General features: G+C 43.4%; 18 protein-coding genes and 1 CRISPR repeat array. Of the genes, 3 read left to right on the top strand and 15 right to left on the bottom strand.

Annotated elements, in window-relative coordinates; translation table 11 throughout:
• Positions 1-146: 146 nt before the first annotated feature.
• Positions 147-1,034, bottom strand: coding sequence for a DMT family transporter (locus KQI_RS0103270; protein WP_010345285.1), 888 nt, complete (start codon positions 1,032-1,034; stop codon positions 147-149).
• Between the two features lie 172 nt (positions 1,035-1,206).
• Here KQI_RS0103270 and KQI_RS0103265 point away from each other — a divergent pair, with 172 nt between their 5' ends.
• A complete protein-coding gene (locus KQI_RS0103265; protein WP_010345284.1) occupies positions 1,207-1,956 on the top strand; it encodes a YdcF family protein in 750 nt (249 codons plus the stop codon).
• A gap of 101 nt (positions 1,957-2,057) precedes the next feature.
• Here KQI_RS0103265 and KQI_RS0103255 read toward each other — a convergent pair whose 3' ends face one another.
• Entirely contained in the window at positions 2,058-2,528 is a 471-nt protein-coding gene (locus tag KQI_RS0103255; protein WP_010345283.1) for a 2-thiouracil desulfurase family protein, read from the bottom strand.
• 254 nt (positions 2,529-2,782) lie between these two features.
• On the opposite strand from KQI_RS0103255, the gene sigK reads away from it, so the two are divergent.
• Positions 2,783-3,484 (top strand): RNA polymerase sporulation sigma factor SigK, encoded by a 702-nt coding sequence (gene sigK, locus KQI_RS0103250; protein ID WP_007431325.1) that lies wholly within the window; start codon positions 2,783-2,785, stop codon positions 3,482-3,484.
• Between the two features lie 147 nt (positions 3,485-3,631).
• Here sigK and KQI_RS0103245 read toward each other — a convergent pair whose 3' ends face one another.
• A complete protein-coding gene (locus KQI_RS0103245; protein WP_010345282.1) occupies positions 3,632-5,245 on the bottom strand; it encodes an RICIN domain-containing protein in 1,614 nt (537 codons plus the stop codon).
• A 504-nt stretch (positions 5,246-5,749) separates the two neighbouring features.
• On the opposite strand from KQI_RS0103245, the gene KQI_RS0103240 reads away from it, so the two are divergent.
• Positions 5,750-6,259 (top strand): discoidin domain-containing protein, encoded by a 510-nt coding sequence (locus KQI_RS0103240; RefSeq protein ID WP_010345281.1) that lies wholly within the window; start codon positions 5,750-5,752, stop codon positions 6,257-6,259.
• A 125-nt stretch (positions 6,260-6,384) separates the two neighbouring features.
• Here the strand turns inward: KQI_RS0103240 and KQI_RS0103235 are convergent, their stop codons facing one another.
• From KQI_RS0103235 to KQI_RS28970, 12 genes are all read right to left on the bottom strand, one after another.
• Positions 6,385-7,380, bottom strand: a complete 996-nt coding sequence (locus KQI_RS0103235; protein ID WP_010345280.1) for a histidinol-phosphatase HisJ family protein — start codon at positions 7,378-7,380, stop codon at positions 6,385-6,387.
• A 24-nt stretch (positions 7,381-7,404) separates the two neighbouring features.
• On the bottom strand, positions 7,405-8,235 hold the full coding sequence (locus tag KQI_RS0103230) for an alkaline phosphatase family protein (protein WP_010345279.1): 831 nt from the start codon (positions 8,233-8,235) through the stop codon (positions 7,405-7,407).
• Between the two features lie 2 nt (positions 8,236-8,237).
• Complete coding sequence (locus KQI_RS0103225) at positions 8,238-9,038, bottom strand: DeoR/GlpR family DNA-binding transcription regulator (protein WP_010345278.1); 801 nt, start codon at positions 9,036-9,038, stop codon at positions 8,238-8,240.
• Between the two features lie 4 nt (positions 9,039-9,042).
• Positions 9,043-10,074 carry an ABC transporter ATP-binding protein gene (locus KQI_RS0103220; protein ID WP_010345277.1) on the bottom strand — a complete coding sequence of 344 codons (1,032 nt, stop codon included), beginning with the start codon at positions 10,072-10,074 and terminating at the stop codon, positions 9,043-9,045.
• Entirely contained in the window at positions 10,071-10,874 is an 804-nt protein-coding gene (locus KQI_RS0103215) for an ABC transporter permease (protein ID WP_010345276.1), read from the bottom strand. The genes KQI_RS0103220 and KQI_RS0103215 overlap by 4 nt, the downstream gene beginning before the upstream one ends.
• Entirely contained in the window at positions 10,874-11,794 is a 921-nt protein-coding gene (locus tag KQI_RS0103210; RefSeq protein ID WP_010345275.1) for an ABC transporter permease, read from the bottom strand. Before KQI_RS0103210 ends, KQI_RS0103215 begins: the two co-directional genes overlap by 1 nt.
• A 101-nt stretch (positions 11,795-11,895) precedes the next feature.
• Positions 11,896-13,002 (bottom strand): ABC transporter substrate-binding protein, encoded by a 1,107-nt coding sequence (locus KQI_RS0103205; protein WP_010345274.1) that lies wholly within the window; start codon positions 13,000-13,002, stop codon positions 11,896-11,898.
• A gap of 349 nt (positions 13,003-13,351) precedes the next feature.
• Positions 13,352-17,938 carry a fibronectin type III domain-containing protein gene (locus tag KQI_RS0103200; protein ID WP_010345272.1) on the bottom strand — a complete coding sequence of 1,529 codons (4,587 nt, stop codon included), beginning with the start codon at positions 17,936-17,938 and terminating at the stop codon, positions 13,352-13,354.
• Between the two features lie 193 nt (positions 17,939-18,131).
• Entirely contained in the window at positions 18,132-19,013 is an 882-nt protein-coding gene (locus tag KQI_RS0103195; protein ID WP_010345271.1) for a hypothetical protein, read from the bottom strand.
• Positions 19,014-19,226: 213 nt separating this feature from the next.
• Entirely contained in the window at positions 19,227-20,696 is a 1,470-nt protein-coding gene (locus KQI_RS0103190) for an Ig-like domain-containing protein (protein ID WP_010345270.1), read from the bottom strand.
• Between the two features lie 271 nt (positions 20,697-20,967).
• Positions 20,968-22,440, bottom strand: coding sequence for a transthyretin-like family protein (locus KQI_RS0103185; protein ID WP_010345269.1), 1,473 nt, complete (start codon positions 22,438-22,440; stop codon positions 20,968-20,970).
• A 330-nt stretch (positions 22,441-22,770) separates the two neighbouring features.
• A CRISPR array of direct repeats spans positions 22,771-23,745; the repeat unit is 32 nt; unit sequence ATTTCAATCCACGCACTCATATAGAGTGCGAC.
• Positions 23,746-24,066: 321 nt separating this feature from the next.
• On the bottom strand, positions 24,067-24,714 hold the full coding sequence (locus tag KQI_RS28970) for a hypothetical protein (RefSeq protein WP_010345268.1): 648 nt from the start codon (positions 24,712-24,714) through the stop codon (positions 24,067-24,069).
• Positions 24,715-24,837 lie beyond the last annotated feature (123 nt).

Here is a 24,837-nt window from a genome sequence, read left to right as displayed (position 1 = left end):
CTTCAACCAATTGAATTCGTTACTCAAGCGGAACCATTGCTGACTTGGCTATGCCCCTGCCGGTATATAAAAAGGAACCCTGCTACCTGTGCAGGGCCCTGCTTGTTACCTCATTAGTGTTACTACATTACGATTTGGTATTGTGTTCAAGCTTGTCGTACTACTCTTGCTCTGCGATTAACCAAATAAATGCTAAGCCCGATCAAGATCAGACCGATGAGCAGAAAAGCCGTGATCGCTTCGTGCAGCATCAAAGAGCTGAGTAACACCGAGATCACCGGCACCAAAAACGTATAAGACGCCACCTTACTCGCATCTCCCGAATTGACAAGTGCAAAATACAGCAGCCAGGAAAATGAGATTCCCAGTACCGTACCGAAAATCAGCCCTGACACATAAGGGATATTCCATACAATGTCTGACCAGCTTTCCGTCACCGTTCCGGCTCCCGTCAAGACGATGCCTCCCAGTGTACATTGAAAGGCAACCAGCCACAGTGAATCCACACGCTGGTTTACTTTTTTCACATATACCGTTCCCAATGCCCAGCTCACGGCTGTTATGATGGCAATGATCACACCCGCCACTGCCACATGCCCTGAAAATCCTCCGACACTGACGGCTGCAACGCCCAAAAATCCGATGACCAATCCGGTTACCTTGAGTCCAGACATTGCCTCACCCAGCCACATCCATGCAAAAATTCCGACCAGCACGGGCTGGAGATAGACCAGCACAGAAAACAAACCGGAAGGTACGTACATCAGTCCCACCGTTTGCAGACCATAGAACAGTACCACATTAAAAATACCGGAAATGGCATATACCCGCCAATTTTCTTTCCAGCGGACGCGATTCCATCGAGGCGCTATAATCGCCCCGAGCAACAAGCCTCCAAGCAATGTACGTAGCCCTGCAAACAAAAGTGGAGGCGTAAATTGCAGTGCCACTTTATAAATGGGCCAGGAAATGCCCCATAATACAACCAGCAGCGCGATCATCATTATTCGCTTGGCTGTCGTCAACTCTCCCATGATGCTCTCGCTCCTCTATGAAAAATCATTAGGCTCTATATAATACGCCTATAAAACAATTTTATCAAACAAAATATGTGCGGTCTTCAAGCAGAGGAATCCGGGCATTTGCCTATGTTACAATATACCAAAAAGATAGATAGAGCTTATAAGGATAGGAGGTTGTCTGCACTTGATTTATATCATCAAATTTTTGTACAGCTTCGTGCTCCCTCCCGGTTTATTTATTCTCATCATGGCTGGGCTTGTAGTCTGGCTGTGGCGACATGCACGTAAACCTGCTGTCGTGCTGCTCATGGTCACATTGCTGCTATATGCTTCCTCTACCAATTGGGTTGGAGATTTGCTCATCAGCAGTCTGGAAAAGCAGTATCCACAGCCTCGCACCATTCAAGGGGATGTCATTGTCGTACTGGGAGGCGGAGCCACAGAGGGAACACCGGACATCAATGGCCAAGGCAATCTGCTGGGATCTGCGGCCAACCGGCTACTCACTGCGGCCCGGTTGCACGAAGCAACAGGCCTGCCCATTCTATTCTCCGGCGGGCAAGTGTTTGGCGATAGCGGTAATGAAGCGAATATTGCGCAAAGGCAGCTTCTCGGACTCGGTATTCCGGCCCAGGATATCCTGATCGAAAATCGTTCCTTGAACACCCAGCAAAATGCCGCCTTTACGTCTCAAATATTGAAACAGCATCAGCTCACAAATCCCATTCTGGTGACCTCTGCTTTCCATATGCCACGTGCTGCGCTGGAATTTCAGCGTGCAGGCATGCAGGTCACACCTTATCCGACCGATTATCTGGCGAGTTTAAATGTGTCGCTATATGCCGCCAAGCTCACACCGTCTGCCGGAGCCATGTCTACGACCGGAACAGCCCTTAAGGAATATCTAGGGATTTTAGCATTGAAGCTTAAATAATGCGTGTGAATGAAACAACCAATGTAATAGCGGTTCACAGAACAAGCGTCTTGCGCAAACAGGTGGTAAGCCTGCAAGCTGCCAAGACGCTTGATTTTCCATTATAGTTCCTGATGCAGGAGGATTTCCGATACCTGTTTTTCCGATATCACCTTAAAACCTTCTTTTTTTAACAAAGCCGCCGTTACTCCGTTACCCGCTATTTTACAGTTTTCGAACGCCCCATTATAAATGGCTGCTGATCCGCAGGATGGGCTGTTTTCTTTTAAAACAATTAGGGTGGCGTTAACCTCTCTTGCTATATGTAAAGCTTCGTATGCACCTTTAATGTACATGTCACTGACATCGTTGCCCGAGAATTCGACCACCTTGGCTGTGCCGTTCAGCACGTCCTCTCCCGTCCCTCCAACAATTTCAGCAGGCTCTCTCGGAGTCATAAAGCCCCCCAATAGCTCAGGACAAATCGTCATAGCCTTCTTTTCCTCCACCAACTTCTGAATATGTACATCCAGACTATCCGTCCCGTTGTATCGCACCTTCATGCCTGCCAAACACGAACTGACTAAAATCATTAATTTCCTCCTCGAATCTATTGCGCTCTTCACTATTAGAATAGCTTAAGTATAATCAAATTCTCTCATAGCGTCATTGCACAAAAATTAAACTTCAGCAATGTACTCGTATAGGATAGACCCATAAATTGTTTATGCGGCAGTTTTAGGAGTACAGGCACGGATGGGCACCTGCCCACATACAATAAACAGACCGTAAGCCCGGTGAGTAACAAAGGCTGGTAAGTTCGCAACTACCTCAGGAGGTGTCATCCGTGCCCGGACTATTTAGCGCTATAGCTCTGTTCATCAAGGAATTGACGTTACTCGTCTCTTACGTGAAAAACAACGCCTTTCCGCAGCCATTAACCGAGAAAGAGGAAGCACGACACCTAAAGCTGTTTGCCGAAGGCAATGCGCATTCCCGCAACACACTCATTGAGCACAACCTGCGTCTGGTGGCCCATATTGTGAAAAAATTCGATAATACAGGCGAAGATTTGGAGGACCTCATATCCATCGGCACCATCGGGCTGATTAAGGCCATCGAAAGCTTTCAGACCGGAAAAGGCACAAAGCTGGCAACATTTGCAGCTCGCTGTATAGAAAATGAAATTTTGATGCATTTAAGATCTCTGAAAAAAACACGCAAAGACGTATCTCTCCATGATCCTATAGGAACGGACAAAGAGGGCAATGAAATTACTTTAATTGATATCCTGGGCACCGATACAGACGATATAGTAGATAAGGTACAGCTTAAAATCGAAAAGAGTAAAATCTATCGCAACCTGGATATTTTGGATGAGCGTGAAAAAGAAGTGGTGATTGGTCGATTCGGCCTGGAAGCCGGAGGAGAGGAACGGACACAGCGGGAAATTGCCCGAGAGCTCGGGATTTCGCGTTCGTATGTGTCACGGATTGAAAAGCGTGCGCTGATGAAGTTGTACCATGAATTTTACAAGCAGAAGGGATAATGGATCAGAAGATACGCAGAACAGGTTCAGCATAAACAATTCATTTTTATTTTGGAAAACAGCCTGTTTCCAGCTTTCGTATCGGAAACAGGCAATACATACGGCATCTTGTATATCTAGTACGGATAGTAGAAGTGCTCGTTCATCTTACTTCAGATATTTTTGAAATTCGGGAAAGTGTATATATTTTAGATCAGAAGCATTATTAACTGCCCCCGTATAAGCCATATTGAATCTTTTTACATCATTTCCACTGGCATCATAGGCTTTTATAATCGGGTAGCTATATTTTGAACTTGGATCGAAGGAGGTTGCTGCTCCATTGGGAGCGGGCAATGCATAAGGCTTGGCAACCGGGGATACTTCTCCTTTATTGGTGTAGGAGCCCACATCTTTTACAAAAGCTTTAGGATCAATGGTGATCTCTGTATCCCAGTATCCGCTGGATGCTTTCTTAAAGTTGTCAAAGCGATTGGAATCGGAGTAAACGTGTGCGCCCTCGCCGCCAATGATGGAAGCATAACCGGCATCATCCCGGCTTGGCAGTGTTCTTTGAACTAAGTTGTTCAGCACATGCAGACGACCATTACCGGACTGAGGCGTTCTCCGTACACAGGAGTCAAAATAATTTAACATGACCGTGGCGTTATTTTTGATTAATGAGGATGTGGTGCCAAAGGCTATCGTCCAATAGCGGTTAGAAAATTTGTTGTATGACAAAGTAACGTAGTCGGGATCAGTGTTAGTATAAGTGCTGGTATTAACCCAAACAAATTTACCCACCTCATCCTTGTCGATCCCCAAACTCGATCTAAAGGTACTGTGATCAATCCAAACATTCCGTGACCCATAGACAGCAATCGCTACTACATCTCTTCGATTTTTAACCTCTACATTAATATTCTTTATAATAATATTATTGCTTACGCCTTCTTTTTTAAAATAATCATCCGTTCTCAGACGTGGATCGGTGAGCCTGTTGGCAGCATAAGAGCCGATGATGGTTTTATTGGATGCGATTCTCAGATCGTAGGTTTCTGAATTGGCATTGTCTATATTACTGGAGATCACAATGGTAAGCGGATTTTTATCAAGCAATGCTTCCTTGAGCTCAGCAAGTGTATTTACAAATACGGTTTTACCTAGTAGTCCCCCAATGGTTCCTGTTTTGTCTTTTCCATTCAAATCCTTGGCATGTCCGGCAAAGCCAACCAGTCCATCGGAAACCAGTTTCCACTTATGTGTGGAGTTTCCTTTATAATTCCCGAGCATGGTTTTGCCTGTATCAAGATTAAGCATAAGCGCCATATTGCTGTTAGCCTTGTTGACAATTCGATAGGTAAGATCATCACCATTCACATCTTTGTCCACACCAATGATTCTCCATAATTGCTCGTCCCTATTGGAGTCCTGATACAGCACACAGGGGTTGCCCTCAGTGACCGACCAATTTAAAGGAGAAAGCAGCAGTCCTGTTCTTTCGTTGGTCAATTTAAAATATACTCCGTCTGTCGTCGAAAATTTCCATCTTTCATTGCTTTCGCCTCTTGTCGGCCACACATTGACTTCCGAATTGTTACTGTAACCCAATATATTAAGATTCCAGCCTTTATTGACATTTTCTATTCTCATGGCCTGGTAAGGATACGAATCTGCTGCATTTGAAACTTCTGTAAAAGAAGAAAATGAAATCAGGTTAAATAATACAATAATAGATAACAGAAATGCTCCACGCTTAATGCCCTTGCTCTTTTTCAACATATAAAACGCCTCCATTCAATTTAAATTTTGTTTCGGGTTATCTTCATGTATCAGCCCACAGAATCACCTCCCTAAAGATAAGAATGATGACTACACACCAATTGTTATCACTTTCATTTCCCATAGCCATTGCAATCTTAGCGACTTCTTCAGATGTTAGATGAAATATCGGCATATTCACAGGTTGTGATTAGATAAATTTTCCTTAATGATATCCTATTTGCAGTATTGTAATTAACTATTCATTTTAGAAAAACAAAAAAACTTGTCGCACGAGGCAATCACTGTTCCATATGGATGTTAAGGATACGCCATCTTTACTTATACTTTATGTGTCGTCATGAATCGTATCCAAACAAGAATTGTGTATACACAGCTTTGTGCTCGTGTGCAAGTAAAAACAATGAGGTGCTATATCTAACCCGGGTTTAGATTCCTTTCAATTGGAGCTATGAAGACGATCATCTACAAACTAAAGAATTCAACTAATGGAGGAAATCCAGCATGACAAAATTCAATCAAAATCCAGAAAATTACTCTTTTTTCATGAATCCTGTCGTTATTGCAGAGGAAAATGTTTCAACCAACGGAGATTCCAAAAATACCTTTCCGAAAAATGTTTTAGTCGATAATAATCTCTATTGGGAAAGCAGCTTAAGCGGCAAAGGTGGAGAAATTATCTTCAAATTAGATGAAGGTAAAACGATCAATGATATCCTTTTGGCTCAGCCCACTTTCAGAGCCTTTATTCTTTCATTCTCTTTTCATGGCTCTAACGACGGAGTAAATTGGTTTAGATTAGGCCAAGTCGAGACCTTGCCAACTACTGCAAAAACAACCTACCAATTTAGTAATGAAATTCCTTTTCAATATTATAAAATCACTGTACTTTCATCTGGGCTGAATAGTTCAACCTCATATTATGGTATACGATATATTGAGTTAAGAACCGCCCTAATCAATGGTGTTCCTGCCTACAGAGCGTCCAATTTAAACCCCGCTATTGCAGAATAAGGTCAGTACACACACAAAAGGGGCCGGTCAACGCCGCCCCGATCTCATCTGTTGTAGTAATGACAATTAAAATACGTACTCATGTCTAAGAAAACAAGCAGCCTGCGGGAGCAGACTGCTTCAATTTACTTGATTGGAACCATTTCTCTTCTGCGATTTTTAAAAATCGCCCATTCGGTATAACCATTTTGTAATGCCAATGTGGACGCAGCATCTAACATGCTACCAATATCATCAGGAAAATGTGAATCAGAAGAAGAAGTAAGTGGGACACCATGTTCCGATAAGACAGATATAAACAGTGGGCTAGGACAGCTCTCAGCAACTGGGTATCTATAGGCAAGCCCTGTATTAATTTCTGTGGCCACACCCGAACGAATCATTTCTTCCGCCACCTCATGATAAAGCGGCAAAAGTTCTTCCTCACGTTCAGGACGGAAATTAAATACTTTTAAATTATCTGGATGTCCGATAAAATCAAATAGTCCTGTGCGACAAGCCTGCTTCAAAAGTTCGAAGTATTTTCTGTACATAGCTAAAGGAACCATTCCTTCAAACTTCGCCTTGGTGTCTGGATTATCAAACCCCCAGCCATCAATAAAATGAACCGAACCAATGACGTAATCCCAATCATAACCTTCAAGCAGCTGCTTCAGTTCTGTCTCCCCGCCTTGGAAATAGTCTGCCTCCATTCCAAGCAACAAATCCGAGCGATTCTCTTTTGCCTTGGATACAAACGTCACAAACTCATCCAGAGAGGATACGCACACTTGATTTAACCACAGTTCCTGGATTCTCCCGACCGGGCTGTCATCCAGCAGCATATGTCTTTCATAATAAGGCCTGCATTCCTTAAATCGATAGAGGTGATCTACCAGCCCAAAATGTGTAATACCTCGCTTACGGCCAGTCTTCAGATATCGGTCCAGCCACTCCTCACTGAAGCTTCCTTTCTTCATACGATCATTTAGCCTAGTTTCTAGCTGTTCTACCCACGCTTTGCTATGCTTTACGAACTCCCCGTTATCTTCTTCTGTATTCTTGAGAGCTTCAATCGTTCTTGCCAACCATCTGGACGAATAAGGCCCTTCCTCTAAATGAAAATGCATATCAACTTTCATAAAAGTCCCTTTCTCCTTACAGCATTAGTTTAGGTTTGACACCAAGGTGTGTTGCTTCATAGACGATGATGGTGTAACCCCCATACAATGACACATCAAACCGGCTATCCCTAATTGTGCCAACACCTGATCACCACAGGTTTCATGAATCATACTGCTGTTTATATAAAGGGGAACGAAACGTTCATTTGTTGTAGTTCCTCCATGCTGCCCTTCATCATTCATACCATGATCAGCAGTCACTATAATCCAATAATCCTTTTGAAGCCACTCTGGCATCATTTCAGCCAGCAAAGTATCTATATTTCTAACTGAAGCCGAATACTCCTTGCTACTTCCTCCATACTTATGACCAATATCATCAATATTCATCGAATGAATGTATAAGAAATCTGGATCATAGGCAGTACGTAAATATTCAGCATCTGCCAACAGATGACTATCCGGATAATGATCTTCATAATAAAAGATGCCATGCTGAATCGGCAAGTCTGAGTTGTGCTGATGACGATCTGATGACGGATTAAATGGGGTTTTGTTATAGAGTTCACTAACCCAATGATAGGCCGCAGCGGCAGTCGTCATCCTATTTTCAGAGGCCAAGTGAAAAACACTTTTCTCACGGCTCAACCGCGTTATATTGTTTGCAGTTATTCCATTTTTACAAGCCGGGGTCCCAGTTAGCAAAACTTCATATAATGGCCTTGAATTGCTAGGAAGCTCCGAACGCACTTTATGTGAAAACATAATTCCTTGTTCCACTAAATGCTCCATATAACCCATGCACCTTTTAGCTGCCTCGTACCTTAATCCATCCAATACTACCACGATCAGTTTTTTGTTCTCAAATCTCATTATCATAGATCCCCCTTTCCATTTGCTTCAATCCACTGTAAACCTTTAGTATTATGGAAACTTTTCCACTCGTCAGGTTGTGGAACATTGCTGACCACCGTGTGTACCCAATTAAGAGGTGCAATTTCAACGAATACCTCACGATTAATTTTAGAATCATCTGCCAGAACGATTGTGTGTGCAGCCGTCCGAATCATCAAACGTGACATAGAGGCTTCTTTCACGTCATAATCACTGATCCCACGCTGGGGTGATATTCCGCCAATTGAAACGAAAGCTTTATTCACCCTAAACTTGGACAATACCTCCTCACTCAATGAACCGGTTAGAGACTGCTGCTCAGGATTGAGATCGCCGCCAATCACTATAACATTACCCGAGAATCTTTGGGCATTAATAGCTTCCATAAGGTGATAAGCGACAGCAATCGAATTGGTCAGCACCGTAAGACGCTCCCGATTGGTAATTGATTTTGCCAGTTCGAGAGCCGTCGTTCCGACATCAATTACTATCGTGTCGCCAGATTCGATTAATTCAGCCGCCTTTCGTCCAATAATTTCTTTTTCTGTCCTCTTCACATTTTGTCGCTGTAAGTAAGGCGGCTCGTACATATCAGTAACTGCCCGGATGGCCCCACCATAAACTCTTTTGACAATACCTTCATTCTCAAGCAATATTAAATCACGTCTGATCGTTTCTTCTGAGACTGAAAATTGCTCAGACAATTCGAGCACTCGCACCTGACCTTCTGATCTCAGTTCTTCAAGAATGACTCGCTTTCTTTCTTCAGAGGAAATTGACACCTTATTAAGCTCCTTCCTTATCCAGCTGTAGAAGACTGGAGCGACTCAGCTCAAGACGGATCGCTTCTCCTTCACTGATCGCAGATCGACCATCATTCAAGACGTCTACGGTCAAGAGAATCTCTTGTGACAAAACCGTATATCTTATTACATTGCCAAGGATTGCGACGGACCGAACGTATCCGGTTACGTAGCACTTTGTATCTTCTACTATGCGCTGATCATTTTGGATAGAAATCGCCTCTGGTCTGACTGCATAGCTCACCTGTTCAAGATTGTCCAATTGGAAAAGGCGAGCTGCTTCCTTTGGATTTAAGACGTTATAATTGCCCATAAAACGGGCAATAAATTCCGTCTTGGGAGCAGAATACACGTTTTCAGGAGTTCCTTCCTGTACGATTCGTCCTTTGTCCATTACGCATACACGATCTGATATAGCGAGTGCTTCTTCTTGATCGTGTGTTACAAACATAGTTGTCATTTGAAACCTTTTTTGAATATTTCGAATTTCTGCACGCAAATTTTTGCGAATTTTTGCATCTAGCGCACTGAGTGGTTCATCTAATAGAAGCAGCTTAGGTTGCATGGCAAGCGAGCGCGCCAACGCAACACGTTGCTGTTGTCCTCCAGAAAGCTGATTTGGATAGTGCTTTTCCCGATCCTCCAGATCAACCATGGCCAGCAATTCTTCCACACGTTTATGTCTCTCAGCGCTTTTCAAACCCTTAATTTTCAGGCCGTATTCGATGTTCCCTCGCACTGTAAGGTTCGGAAAAAGAGCATAGGACTGAAACACCATACCAATTTCTCGGCTTCGTGGAGGTAAATTGGATATGTTTTTTTTATCCAGCAAAATTTCACCTTGATCAAGATCCACCAAACCAGCAATACAACGCAGCAAAGTACTTTTTCCGCAACCTGAAGGTCCGAGTAGGGTTACAAGCTCTCCTTTTTCCACATTCAGATCAACCTGATGTAATACAGAAGAATTGCCGTAAGTCTTATTAATTCCTTGCAAATCTAAATATGCGTTCATTTTTCCGCTCCTCCACGCACCATTGTCCCAAGCTTCATAAATACGCCAGAAATAATGAGTATAAACACAAAGTAAGAAATCGCAATCGCGCTAGCTGTGTGGCCACTTTCATTCATCCGTTCGTACAAATAAATCTGCATTGTTTTAATGTGTCCACCTACTAACATGTTGGTCAGCGCAAATTCACCAAACAGGATTGAAAAGGATAAGAGCGTTGAAATCAAAACCCCTGGCCAGATATTGGGCACGATGACAGTCCAGAATGCCCTGGCCGTGCTTGCTCCAAGCAGCTCTGCTGCATTAAGCAATTCGACCGCTGACACGGTTCGCAAACTGTTGCTGATCCCTTGATACATATAAGGTAAAGCAACTACAAAATAAGCACCGATGAGTAAGAAGGAAGTTCCAGAGATAGCAAATGGACCGGAGGAATACGTGCGGATCAATCCGACAGCTGCAACCACTCCAGGAACTGCATATGGCAGCACAGCGATGCTTTTCAGTAAAACTTCCAAGCGTGGAAAGTATACCGTAATAACAAACACAGCTGGCAGTATTACAGCTAGCGTGATTATCACACTGGTTAAACATAGATACACGGAACGCCACAATGCTTCCCAGTACAGTATGTCACTGAACATTTGCCGAAACCACTCGAGTGTCCATGTATCAGGCAACAAAGTATCTTCCCATTTGCCCGCAAAAGCATATAGTCCTGTAGCCACAAGGGGCAATAGCAAATAGATCATAAGCAATGTCACCCAGAAACGGGGCATCAAATTTGTTTCGCTTCGGGCCATTATCCTGTTTCTCCTTTCAGTTCAGCCCTAATAGATGAACGCTTTACACGTTTAGCTGAAGACTTGATAACCCTTGTGCTGCTGAATAATTCAGATCTTTTAGCCATCTTATGATTCAAGAACACAGCCAAAAGTGTCGTCAAGGCGAGCACAACCGCCAGCGCGCTCCCAAGCTCTGGCTTATTGACAACATCTCCAGCAACCAAAGAACCGATGCGGGTTGAAAGAAGGTTGTAATTACCTCCTACAAGCGCATATGTTGTAGCATAAGCACCCATCGAATTGGCAAACAAAATACCCAAAGTACCAAAAACGGAAGGTGCGAGAATCGGCAATCCAACAGTCCGCCAAAACTGCCAAGTATTCGCGCCGAGTAAAGAAGCTGCTTCTTTCCATTGTTCCCGGATACCATATAAAGATGGATACAGTAGCAACAAAGAAAGTGGAACCTGAAAATAAACATAGATCAACACCAGTCCGCTCCAACTGTATAAATTAAAATCACCAAGCACATCCCAACCCCAACGTTGGCTCAAGAGGGTGAACACTCCGTTGTTGCCTAGCAAAATAATATAAGCAAATGCCAAGGGGACACCCGCAAAATTCGAGGTCATATTGGACAACATTAATAGCTTATCACGGACTACTGGAGCAAACCGTGTAATACAATAAGCGCTGATGATTCCTACCACAATTGCAATCAAACTGGAATATGATGATATAATTACACTGTTTTTCAATGCCTGCATATAAAAAACGCTTGTAAAAAGTGTTGTGTACTGACTAAATGTAAAACCGTGGCCTCCATTCTCCTGAAAACTTCCTGTTACCATAGATAATATCGGGACGAACTGAAAAGCCGCGACCATGATTATAAACGGAACCAATCCGAGAATGACCAATCTGGGTTTCTGTTTCATGGGTGTCTCCTTTGTTCCTGACATAGAACAGGGCGCCTTTCCCCGGTTTGCAAAAGACGCCCCTCTTCCATAAAAAATTAATGAAATTCGAAAGAACTAGATTAGTTCATATATACCAATACACGCTCCTGCCACTGTTGTGGCAGCGTCTCAACCGTTTTTTCCCAAGCATTATAGTCGGTGATTGGTTTCGCATTTTTATACTCTTCATTCGGTAGTAAGATATCAGCGACTTCTTGCGGGAGCTTTACACCCTCACGTATAGGTCTTGCATAGCCTTTTGCCAGATTGATTTGTCCTTCATCGCTCAAAATATATTCACGAGCAAGCTTGGCCGCATTGGGATGAGGTGCATACTTGTTGATAATGGTAGCATATCCACTCACAACGCTACCCTCAGCAGGAATCGCCACATCATACTTTTCTTTATCTACCTGATCGCGATAATTTAATGCGTTGAAATCCCACAACAAAGCAACTTCAACCTCACCCTTCTCAATGTTTGCTACGGAAGCTTCTGTACTTGAAAGACGTCCTTTTTTAGCAAGTTCCTCAAAGAAAGCAATACCCGGCTCCAGATTGGTTTCATCCCCGCCAAAAGCAATAGCTGCCGCAAGTACAGCCATCTGGGACTGTGCACCAGTCATTACATCCCCGACAATGACCTTGTAATCTCCATTTCTAAGATCTTCCCAGCTTTTAGGCGGATTAGCGACTTTACTTTTGTTCGTAAAAAACGCAAGTGTTCCTTGGTAACCCACAATCCAATGGCCTTCGTCGTCTTTTGCCCAAGAAGGAATCTCATCCCAATAAGAAGTCTTATAAGGCTGTGTAACTCCTTGTGCTACAGCTTGAGGGCCAAATGAAATACCCACATCACCAATATCGGCAGTTGGACTCTTCTGTTCTGCTTTGAACTTTGCTATTTCTTCTCCACTGGACATATCTGTATCTGAATGAGTAATGTTATATTTAGCTTCTAGCTCTTCCCAAGTTTCTTTCCAGTTAGCCCAAGAATCCGGCATCCCTACACTTGCAATGCTGCCTTCTTCCTTTGCCTTTGTTTCCATTTCTGCAAGAGTAAGTTCCTTAACAGGCTCATTAATTGCATTCGCCTCATTACCTACATTTCCACAGGCCGTAAGTACACTTGCCAGTAAAGTGAGTGCCAGACCGCCTGTCAAAGCTTTTTTTAATGAGTGTTTCATGATTACCCTCTTTCCCGATTGTGTTTTTTTGTGGTTTTATGCGTCGTTGTTGTTGTTTTCATTAACAATATATAGGTCCAGTATTATGAGAAAGCCATGATCGAGTAAATCTTTTGTAAATGCCCAAGCCCATGCACATTGAGCTGCTGCTCGACTCACTTTGGTATGGTTATATATGCGAATGATACTTTCGATATCTGAACAAAACATAAAAAAGCCAGTAGAAACAAGGTTTTTTGTTTCTACTGGCGATAAAAATGTATCAAATATATACCAAAAAAAGTCTCTGCTATTGACCAAATCAGTCTCAATTATTACCGTTACTCACACAGCCGCCCCTTGATTCATTCTATTTCATTTGCAGCATATTATAAATCATCTCAGCCGCTTCCGCACGTGTGACCTCCTGTTTGGCACGGAAGCTTCCATCCGGATATCCTTGTACTAAATTAATTTCGGTTAGACCAAGTACATCCGTTCTGGCCCACTCCACAATTTGAGAGGTATCTGAGTATACGCTGCTTTCATGTTGTGGTGTAGCCTTGATAACGTTATTCACCATTTTAGCCGCCTGCTCACGGTTGATGACCCGATCCGGGCCAAATTCTCTGTCGCTAAACCCGCGAGCGACCTGATCTTTAATCGCCGTTTTGAGTAACTCAACATACCACGCTGATGGATCGATATCCTCGAAGCCTAAAGTCACATCCGTTTCGAGCGGTAATTTCAGGGAACGGACAAGCATCGAAGTGAATTCCATTCGTGTTACAGATCTGTTCGGCTCAAAAAGCGTGTGGGTCGTCCCTTTCACGATACCCAGATCAGCAAGTGCATTTATTTTATCTCTATTAAATACCCGATCAATGTCACTAAAATGATTGGACTTCGTCTCAACTGACGGGGATTGAATGAGCTCTGTTTCTATTTGCTCCTTCACAACAGGCTGAATAGGTTTTGCACCCCCCGTACCTCCTGCTCCGCCACCTGTGTCCACAGGATTCCCCGTAGTTTTACCGTTCACCTGCTTTGCCTCTGTGCGTTCTCCCTGACTGTTTTCTGCCCAGAGTTGAACTGTATACAGCTGCTTCTCTCTGAGTTGTCTCCAGATAAAGCTTCGCTCCTTACCACGGTATAGTTCTGTGCCTCCTTCACTGGTGAGTACGAAAATATCATTATAATGCTCTGACTCCCAATGGATGATAAACTCATTATTCGTCGTTTCCGTCTTCAACAATTTGAAATCTGGAGACGGCAGCGTTTCTACTTCAGCTTCTGTCGGCTTACCTTCACCACTCGTGTTAGCTGGGTTGACGGTAATACGATACACTGTAGAACTGTCTAATCCGTCTATTTCAAACTCATGATGGGTCGTATGACCGATAAGTGCCCCATTTTGATATACATTGTAAGCGTCCGCGCCTGGAGCTTCTTTCCACGTAACAACCAGATTCGTATCTGTGACGTCTTTTATAATTAACCTGTTGTCTGGTATTCCATCTGGCAACGCACGATACGTAAAGGGGGCTATGTCACCTGCACCGCTCGTATTCATTGCTTGAATGCCAAACGAGTAAATCACACCGGGTTGGATACCTGAGAGCTTAATATGGGCATCTCTGGTGTCTAAGTCTTCACCCGTATCGCTGCGGATTACAGCGTATTGATAAGCGCTCTTAGCTTCATCCCAGCTCAGCAAAATCTGGCCATTCCCGTGTTCTGTAACTTTGACATTTTGCACCTGAGGCGGAAGTGTCAGCAGTTCACCCCACGCTGGCTGACTGAAACCACTACTGTTACCGCTGCTCACTTGATAAGTGTAGTTTTTCCCACCTTCTAATCCAGATACAGCTACAAAAGGCTCGGTGCTGTAATAATCCTGATCGTTGATCGTTACCTTATATTGAGTTGCTCCATCAACCGGGTCCCATTTCAATGTAGCCTCATGCTCCCCAACATCTACTACTGCAAGCTGTACTGCCGAAACAGGTAGTGTCAATTCATTGATAGTTGCATCTTCACCTATACCACTTCGATTGTAGGCCCGGATTCGAATACTTGCAGGCCTCCCCGCTGGCAAGCCCTCAAAAGTATAAGAATGGATACCCCGGGGAACCCGCATATTCGGTTCATCGTTCACGTTCAAAATGTAACCGTCAGCCCCCTGCACATCTTGCCACGCTACACCAACGGAATATACATCCTTCGTAACACTCGCCAGCGTAGTTACTCGAGCCGGCAATGTGATAACTCCCAGGTGAGCATAATCTCCGAATCCGGTTGTATTTTCAGCCGAAATGCGATAAGCATACTCTGTTCCCGCCTGAAGACCGGTATCTGTGAATTCCGTATACACATCATGAAAAACCGATACGTTGTCTCGTTCCAAGGCGTAATATGTGGCTGTGACTACATCGTTCCATTTCAATTCGACTCCATCTTCTCTTACAGTTACATTTTGGAATCCGGCTGGGCTGTCTGGCAGGCTCAAGAAAGAGACATGCTTTGCCGCACCCTCTCCAGTGTCATTCATAGCTGATACAGAAACATCGTAATATTTACCAGGCTTCATTCCCGTAATTGGATTATAAACATCCTGTGTAACCGTATCCCTAAATATAACTTCTCCCGTACTTACGTCCGTTGCTATCATATTATATTTGTTAGCAGAAGCAACCGGGGGAAAGTCAGCTAGGATTCCTGCCGGATGATGGGAGACAGCTTTTAACCTGATATGATCGGGTGCATCAGGCAGCGTTAATACATGGACTCGATTGGAATACGCATTGCCTCCTACATGATTACTTACACGCACTTCATATTCGTATTGTCGTCCTCCTTGCAGCCCTTTATTTGTAAACGAATTTGTCGGATGCGCAACCTCCCAAACCTCTTGGGTTGTTAGATTACGGATGGTATAGACGTAACCATCATTAAAGCCGGATGGAAGAGTCCATTGCAAATCAGCCTCTGTGTTTCGTATGGATGTCGCTGAGAGCACAATCGGCTCGGGCTGCTTTTGAATGCGAAGTGCACCGCTGACCGTTTGAGAAATGTTCCCCGCTCGGTCTTTAACCTTGGCATGAACATACCATTCACCTTCATTTAAAAGATTCATCCGGATTGCCGTATTGGCTGCTGTATCCCAATTTTCGGGTGAATCAGGACTGTTCGTGATTCTATACTGCATTGTTGCTGGTTCGATCCCCGAATGCTGGTCGGTATATCGTATCTCCACATCAATACTCGAATCTTTCCATTCACGCGAATTCGGCGTCAGCTGGACCGTCGGGAGTTCCAAATCAATATAAGACGTTGCAGACACCGGATCACTTCGATTTCCTGCTTCATCTACAGCTTGAGCAGTCACTTTTACGATACCGGAGCGATTTAACATTCCCGATGATCCAGACACATAGCCACCGGAACCCCATTGATATTCATAATGTACTGCAGTAATATCCGTCGCACCTGATAAAGCAAATTGCACTGGCTTATTGGTATAGCGGGTCGGCATCGTTACCTCGGAAAATGTAATTTCTGGAGGCGTTGGCTTGGTTCGATCTATCATGACCGATTGAGTCGCAGTTGGACCAGGTACGTCAAGGTTATTGATTGTCCGTGCTGACAATTCGTAATTCCCTTCAGCGGTTAATGTAAAGACGCCAAGGTATGTCTGCCACTCCTCCGTCGGACTCAGACGATACTGTGTCATCTTAATTCCGTTTGCAGGATCACTTCCTGAATCAATGGCAATATTCACATCACGGGCCGTTGGACCTGCCTCACTAGCCCGGATGACTGGAGCAGTCGGCCCCTTTTTATCAATGATGACTTCTTTGCTTACTTCTTGGCTCATATTACCGACGCTATCTATAGACCGTGCATAAATCGTGCTTTTGCCATCTTTATTCACATGAAACATTCCACCATAGTCTTGCCAATCCTGATTCACAACGCCTGTCATACGAAATTGAGTATGGGCCAGTCCAGCATAATCATCTGTTCCTGGCTGCAATGAAATGGCATAGTCATTACTGTTTCCCGTTGCGCTGATGGTGGGTGGAGTTGGCGGCATCTTGTCTATTCGTACCTTCCCGGAGGAAAGGCCACTGTACTGGTTATTTACGTCCACTGTCCTGGCATAGATCGTATTTACGCCATGGTCATATACAGTAAAGGGTCCTGTGTATGGCTGGAATGATCCTCCATTCAGGCTATATTCATAGTATTTTAGCCCTTCAGGCGCCACGTCCCCGTTGATCCAAACAGTTACGGGTTCTTTGGTCCAGCCTGTAGCCGCCTGTCCCTCTGCGCCTGCATGAATCTGAGGCGGTATAGGCATCAGGTCCGATTTGGGAATGAGACGGATGCCAAACCTGGATATTTCATTACTTGTCTGCTGGTTGTACCCCATGGCTCTAAAATACCGAATATCTCTTAATGTAATAGAGTCAGTAATCTCTACCCATTTTCCCTGATAAAAGCTATCAGCATAGAATTTCGTTACATTAGTCCATGTATATAAATTCGTTCCGTCAGGTCTCCAGCTGCTCCCCGCTGCAGCATTAGATGCATATATTTCTGTATGATAAGACCCTTCAATGTAAACAAAAACCCTGTAATCAGCAGTTTTAATAGATCTGCCAATATCAATAAAACGATTGGTTGGCTGCACACTGCCATCACATGTATATCTTGCCGAACCCATGCCGCTGTAAACTTCCGTTGCTCCTACCCCGCTTCCTGACAGAGAGCCCCAACTGTCGCCCCCACCTGGCAAATTGTTTTGGCAAAAAGGGCCCCCAATGATCTCTTGGGTAGCGGCTGATACCCTTTCAGGAAATATGGGAATCATCGTTAATAGGAGTAGTACAGCCAAAAATCCATACACCCACTTGCTATACTTCCTTGCCTTTCGCTTATTTTTTCGATACATACACTTCTCCTTACTTTATTTTATTTTCAAAGAGCTTTACAGACCCGCTTCGGCCAAAATAGAAAAAGCACCTCAAACAAAGGCGTTAATGCCCAAGTTTGAGGTGCTTCCTCAATATCACGAGTATGTTTTGAAGCTATTATACTTCGTTCCTAGCAGGATGTAAACAGAAGTGTAAAATTATTTAAAGGTTTTAATCTACCTGAACACCCAAGTTCCGAAAAAATCCCCGCATATTCTGCATGTAAGAGTCCTGAGTAGCGGAAGCTTCCTTAAGTAGAGTTTGCATACTGTTCATAAATGCGGAAGCCGAAGTCGTATCAGCTTTGTCAAACCGATTCTTTAACTGTGTGTTATTTAACAGCTCTTCAGTCTGTCCCGTACGTTCCTTGTATTTGTTAATCCAATCGGGGTGTTGAGGGACCTTTTGCGCAAAACTTAACAGCTGGCTCAGTCCATTGCCTCCACCTTTAATGTCATTCATGAATGACGCATATTGTTGAGGGTCCGCCTGCTTCATCACTTCCGACAATTTGACGTAATCCTCAGGAGCACCTAACGGACGATCTGTTGGAGTCGTGTAGCTAATATCTCCGCTCTCTGAATCAATGGATCGTGTCAAAGCAATTCCAGCTATCTGGTTCATGGTTTCCAGAAATTCTTTGGCCTTATCGCCCTCCATATAATGGTCAGCAATATACTTGGATTGGGAAACTCCCATCTCTAGCAATACAGCCCGCTGATTCTCATCCGTTACCGTTCCGTCGACGATAAAATTGGATTGAATCATATTGTACACTGCATTGGACACTTCTTCTGGCTGACCTTCCAAAACACGGTTTAATGAATCATTGATCTGTGTTGTACCAAAATACTTGGCAGCCTGTGACACAATAGCTCCTTCCGCCAGTTGTCTGCCAGTCTCACTAATCTCCACAGAGTCTTGAACAACAAATCCGGAGACTTTTTCTTCATGAAGCTGGGGTGATGAAACTCCTTGCTTGCTTGCCGGATTTATCCGTAAGCTACTAGAGTTAAGAACCGCTTGTTGTGCTCTAAGAGGCCCAAAATTCATCCTATTTCCTCCTGTCATGTTTGTAACAGGCAATCTGAGGCGTATGTATAATGCAATGTGGCCCTGTTTGTATATATATCGGACAAAGCATATATGGAATGAATATATGCCTTGTCCCAAAAATGAACAAATATTGAAAAAAGCTACCTTGGCTTTAAATATAAAATATTCAGGTAACAATTTACTGTAGTGATTTATTTATGAATCCATCCATCACCCGCCATAAATACTATAGGCAAAGTGGTATACAATATCTGTGTCTATAATCGAAGTACCTGACACTTGGGCAGCTACCCCTGAAAGATCATAGTAGTGTGTAAAACTGATGGCTCCAGGCAGGTATTCCTCAATACTTCCCGTTGAATGCGGCAAGGACAGGGTTACACTAAAGGCTCCATTCTGATCCGTATAACCAGTGCCTGTACGAGTGCGATTCCCGCTACCTTCAGTCCAGTTCTGGTTCAACCAACTCACTTCCACTGGTGCATTTGCTACTGGATAATTATCCGTTGTAGTAACGACACCCTTCACAGTTAAATTGGTGTTTCCATTAACCCGATAATGGCGACCGTAAGAGTAGGATGGATAGTCATTCGGGCCGTTTTTAGAGTCGTAACCGTTAATCACAATTTTCCCAGCCCGAAGCACCGGTTTTAGTGTAAGTGTATACAAATGATCGGGTGAATACTGATTTGTTGTATACACTCGCACATAGTAGGTTCCTGTATTCAAAGACACATTGTGATTCGTTTGCGGCAGAAGCACCATTTGGTTGCCAGTAAGGGCTCCGTAAACTTCTGCTTTGTATCCATAGCTTTCTGAGGTGTTATCCAGCTTTACATTCAAAGCATCATAGTTGCGGTTGGCAAGGATCGTGATTTGATACCAGTCGTTATCAATGCCTGAATGAATGGAACGAGAATTAAGCGATGATCCCCCCGTACTAAAAGTAAAGTTGTAGGCATGAAAAGCACTCTCATCCGGCTCATATGCATCATATTGGGAGCTTACATCCACGGTTAAATAGAAAGGTTCATTTATACTTGATCCTTTCTTGGAATGGACTGCAATCGCATAAGCTTTTTCATAACCGACAGCGTTGCGGGTTCCTACGTTTTCTGGAAGTGATGCAGCCCCCTGTTCATACTTGTTAAAATAAGTACCATAGGTGGAAGCGTCAATGGCATTGGGATTAATATCACCTGTCGTCATATCAAACTCGTATAAGTATAAGTCATAGTCAAGCTGTGCTGAAAATGGACCATCCAACTGAGCCTGCAACAGTTCACCGGGCTGCAAATAGATCGGATATAAAAACTGTGTGCCTCCCTCTTGCGTAATCGTACCGGAATACGTAGCAGAGGAGGCTGTGGCTAATGCAGCCATTGGGCTTGCCTTCAGCGCAGAAACGTTTTCCCTTTTCAATGAGGTTGTCTCTGGTGTCTTAAAGTTGAGATTTTCCTGCAATACATAAACCGAAGACGTAACGCTGTCTGGCTTGTCTACCCGCGTTAAATGCTTAATTACGTCTTCATTTCCAGTTGTTAGCTGAATATCGGACTTCGCTTTGATCGCTTGATCCGGTGCAGCCTCTGTGCTTTGACTCGCATTCGCAGTCATCCCGAAAGCAAACAGAAGCATCGTGCTTAACATAACTGCCATAGCCTTTTTGAATCTTTTCATACTGAAATCCCCTCTCAAATGGTTTAGGAATTCCTGCTATTCCCCGGATATACCAGGGCGATTTCTAGGCTGTATGGCTCTATCATAAAACATCATTGGTTCTATTGGAATATATTATGCAAAACATTTTATATTTGTAATATTCGAAAACAAGACTATTGGCTCAGCCTTGATGAAAAAAATATGAAGAGCCGCTTCTTAGAAATGGAAAGCCTCAGCAAACCATTCAAAAAAAGCGACTCTTATGAATTAAACTACATTAAACGATATGTTAATTTCTCAAGCTGTAAGCAAAAAGATACACAATATCCGTTGTACTAATCGAAGTTCCATCGACCTGAGCAGCTACTCCGGTAAGGTCAAAATAATGTGTGGAGCCGATTGCACTTATATATTCCACATTTTTACCTGTTGATGCCGGAAGTGCAAGCGTTACACTGAACTTTCCGTTATCATCTGTATACGTTGAAGCCGTTCTCGTACGATTACCACTGCCCTCAGTCCAGTTCTTATCCAACCAAACAACAGTGACAGGAGCATTCGGAACGAATTGACCATCCGTTGTTTTAACAACACCATTCACGATAAGGTTGCTGTTACCATTAATGCGGAAGTGACGGCCGTAAGAATACGTTGGATAATCATAATACCCATTGGAGTTATAGCCAGTAATTTCGATTTTTCCAGCCCGAAGTACTGGTTTGATTGCTAGTGTATACAAATGGTCAGCTGAATACTGACTTGTGCTGTACACTCGTACATAGTAGGTTCCTGTATTTAGGGTAACATTATGATTGGTTTGCGGTAGAAGCACCATCTGGTTGCCAGTAAGTGCTGCATATACTTCCGCTTTGTATCCATAGCCTTCCGAGGTACTGTCCAGCTTTACATTTAATGCATCATAATTACGGCTTGCCGGTACTGTAACCTGATACCAATCGTTATCTATACCGGAATGGATGGTGCGGAAGTTAATCGAGGAGCCTTTGTCGTTAACCGTAAAATTATAAGCATGAAAGGCACTGTCATCCGGCTCATAGGCATCGTAGTTGGAGCTTACGGCTACAGTTAAATAAAAAGGGTCACTAATGCTAGATCCCTTCTTGGCATGGACTGCAATCGCATAAGCCTTTGCAGAACCGACTGTATTGCGGGCTCCTACGTTTTCGGGAAGGGACGCAGCTCCTTGTTCATAATTGTTAACATAAGTCCCGTAATTGGAGACGTCTATTGGATTTGAATTAATATCACCTGTCGTCATATCGAACTCATACAAGTATAAGTCATAGTCAAGCTGTGCTGAAAATGGACCATCCAACTGAGCCTGCAACAATTCACCCGGCTGCAAATAGATCGGATATAAAAACTGTGTGCCTCCCTCTTCCGTAATCGTACCAGAATAAGTAGCAGAGGTTGCTGTCGCTACGGCTTTAGCTGATACAGACTTTAAACTAGCTTTGAGCGAAGGGATAGCTCTCTTTTTCAACTCAGATTTCTGCGGTGTCGCCAAGTTGATATTTTCTGTAATGGTGTACACCGAATCTGTAATACTGTCAGGCTTGTCCGCACGCGTCAATTGTTTAATAACGCTTTCTTTATCCGTTGTTAGCTGTACATCAGAAGTTGCTTGAATCGCTTGATCCGCCTTCTCCTCTGTGCTTGCACTCGCGTTCGCCGTCATCCCGAATGAAAGCAGGAGCATTGAGCTTAATGTAACTGAAATCACTTTTCTGAATCTTTTCATTCTGAAGTCTCCTCTCAAATGTGTTAAAGAAATTCAGCTATTCCCTAAATAACTACAGTAAAATTCTAGGATGTCTACCTTTATCATAAAGCAATCCTAGTTTTAATGGAAGATACTGTTTTGATATTTTTTTATAACTTGAGGTTAGCATCATGGAAGAAGCCTCTCTTTTTCTACTTTTTCTGTATTTAAAAATCACAACGAAAAAGGCTCCCTTAATTTAAAAGGGAGCCAGTCTAAATAAGATTTGTATCTATACTTGGCGAAAATGCGTCGTACTAATATAGAGTGCGACTGGTATCCTATCAAATTCGATTTCAAGACGAAAGGATTTCAATCAACGAACTCATATAGAGTGCGACAGTGTGATGATAGCGAAGTTAGCGTTTATCGAGCATCTCAATCCACGCACTCATATGGAGTGCGACCTGAAAAAAAGTCCGTTTATTATAAAAAGCACAAAAATTTCAATCCACGCACTCATATAGAGTGCGACGATAATCTGGATCATCAACAACGAGATGATCCAATTATTTCAATCCACGCACTCATATAGAGTGCGACTGCTGCGGTGGATATGGTCTTTTCCTCCTGTACAATTTCAATCCACGCACTCATATAGAGTGCGACTTTATTAAGGGCGCTTATGGTCCCCCCTCCATTCAATTTCAATCCACGCACTCATATAGAGTGCGACGTAAGCAACCAGTTTTTCTTATTCGGCGGTAAGGATATTTCAATCCACGCACTCATATAGAGTGCGACTGAGATCAGTTACAAAATAATCGCCATGGGGGAAATATTTCAATCCACGCACTCATATAGAGTGCGACCTATTTCCGTAGGATGGGCTTTGCTGATAAATGGCCAATTTCAATCCACGCACTCATATAGAGTGCGACTTGGGACGGGCTCTGCTAATACAAACATACAGGTATTTCAATCCACGCACTCATATAGAGTGCGACGGAAGCCGGGCCTGATTATTTGCTAGTGACCTGGACATTTCAATCCACGCACTCATATAGAGTGCGACCGGAGCAGCCAGCGGCAGTTACGCAGCCAGCAGAATTTCAATCCACGCACTCATATAGAGTGCGACATGAGCTAACAAGTAACAGTTTCACAAGTATCAAATTTCAATCCACGCACTCATATAGAGTGCGACAAAAAGGATAATACGTTCGCTGTGGTCGACGAGGAAATTTCAATCCACGCACTCATATAGAGTGCGACCCATTTATGCGCTGCTTAAGCAGATGTTAGATTATTTATTTCAATCCACGCACTCATATAGAGTGCGACAGCGAAAATACAGTAATTCATATCCATAGGATATCATTTCCACACATTGTCGCAAAAACTGATGCCCAATAAGCTTGGATCAGCTATTGACTTTTACGGATAGATAGCCGATCCAATACTTTTCGACAATTTTCGAGGTGCGAAGGACCCAGGATTTTCATGTGCGCTTGGGATTCGCACCAGCTTTATTTATTATATTTTGCAATCCATATACAATGCAACCAATACTATATTTGACCTGCTATATATCCGTGTGGTATTCCTATCTTCAATCCAGTCAAGCCCTGTTTTATACTTAGGAATGTAATACGTTAGAATATTTTAGGTACAGGCATACCTCTCCCCTTCAGCCCTCTCAATAGCCTGAGTTAGCGTCATGAAAGGAGCTTCTCTTTTATACTGAATAGCCTTTTCGCTTGTACCACCAGCATCTCGCCATTCCCAATGAGTATGGATATCTACCGACTCCAGAAAATAAACAGACAATGCTTCCACAGGATTCATTCCATACATATGTATAAATACCTCGTCTGAAAGCTGATTACGTTGGAGATATTCATTTTTCATGGTGTAGAGAAGCTTACAGATATCCTCTCTGTTCACGTTGACGAGACGACTCACGAATGCATTGCGTCTTTCCACTGAATTCAGTATGATTTGCATAGCATTACGAACATGCCAAGCATCAGGGCCGATACGGAGCATGTTAATTAAATCGTTGGCGGTCAGTTTCGGATCAAATGGGGCTGGCTCCAAAATGCGTGTCCAGGTATCGTTATGTCCTTTTTCAAACACCTCGATCGCATCAGAGACGTTTATACCAATGGTTTGCCATTTGCGATTAAGGGCATCCATAATATAATAGTAGTGTAGATCGTTTTCTCCATTTCCACCTTTTTGCGCCCAAACCGGTTCCATGCGTACAATGTCCTTGATCGCTTGTTCATTCACTTTGAATTTTGTAGTCACGGTATCTTCCCCCTTTTGAAATCTGGTAAAATGGCAATAGCAAAGCTAAAGGTATGTTGTAGCATCCCTTTAGATTGGGAAAAACTAAATTCATCTTATGACCACAAGGTCATAAATATAATA

This window comes from Paenibacillus peoriae KCTC 3763 (assembly GCF_000236805.1).
In the GTDB taxonomy this organism is placed as follows: domain Bacteria; phylum Bacillota; class Bacilli; order Paenibacillales; family Paenibacillaceae; genus Paenibacillus; species Paenibacillus peoriae.
The sequence above is the reverse complement of the archived record's forward strand: the minus strand, read 5'-3'. Positions and strand labels throughout refer to the sequence as shown.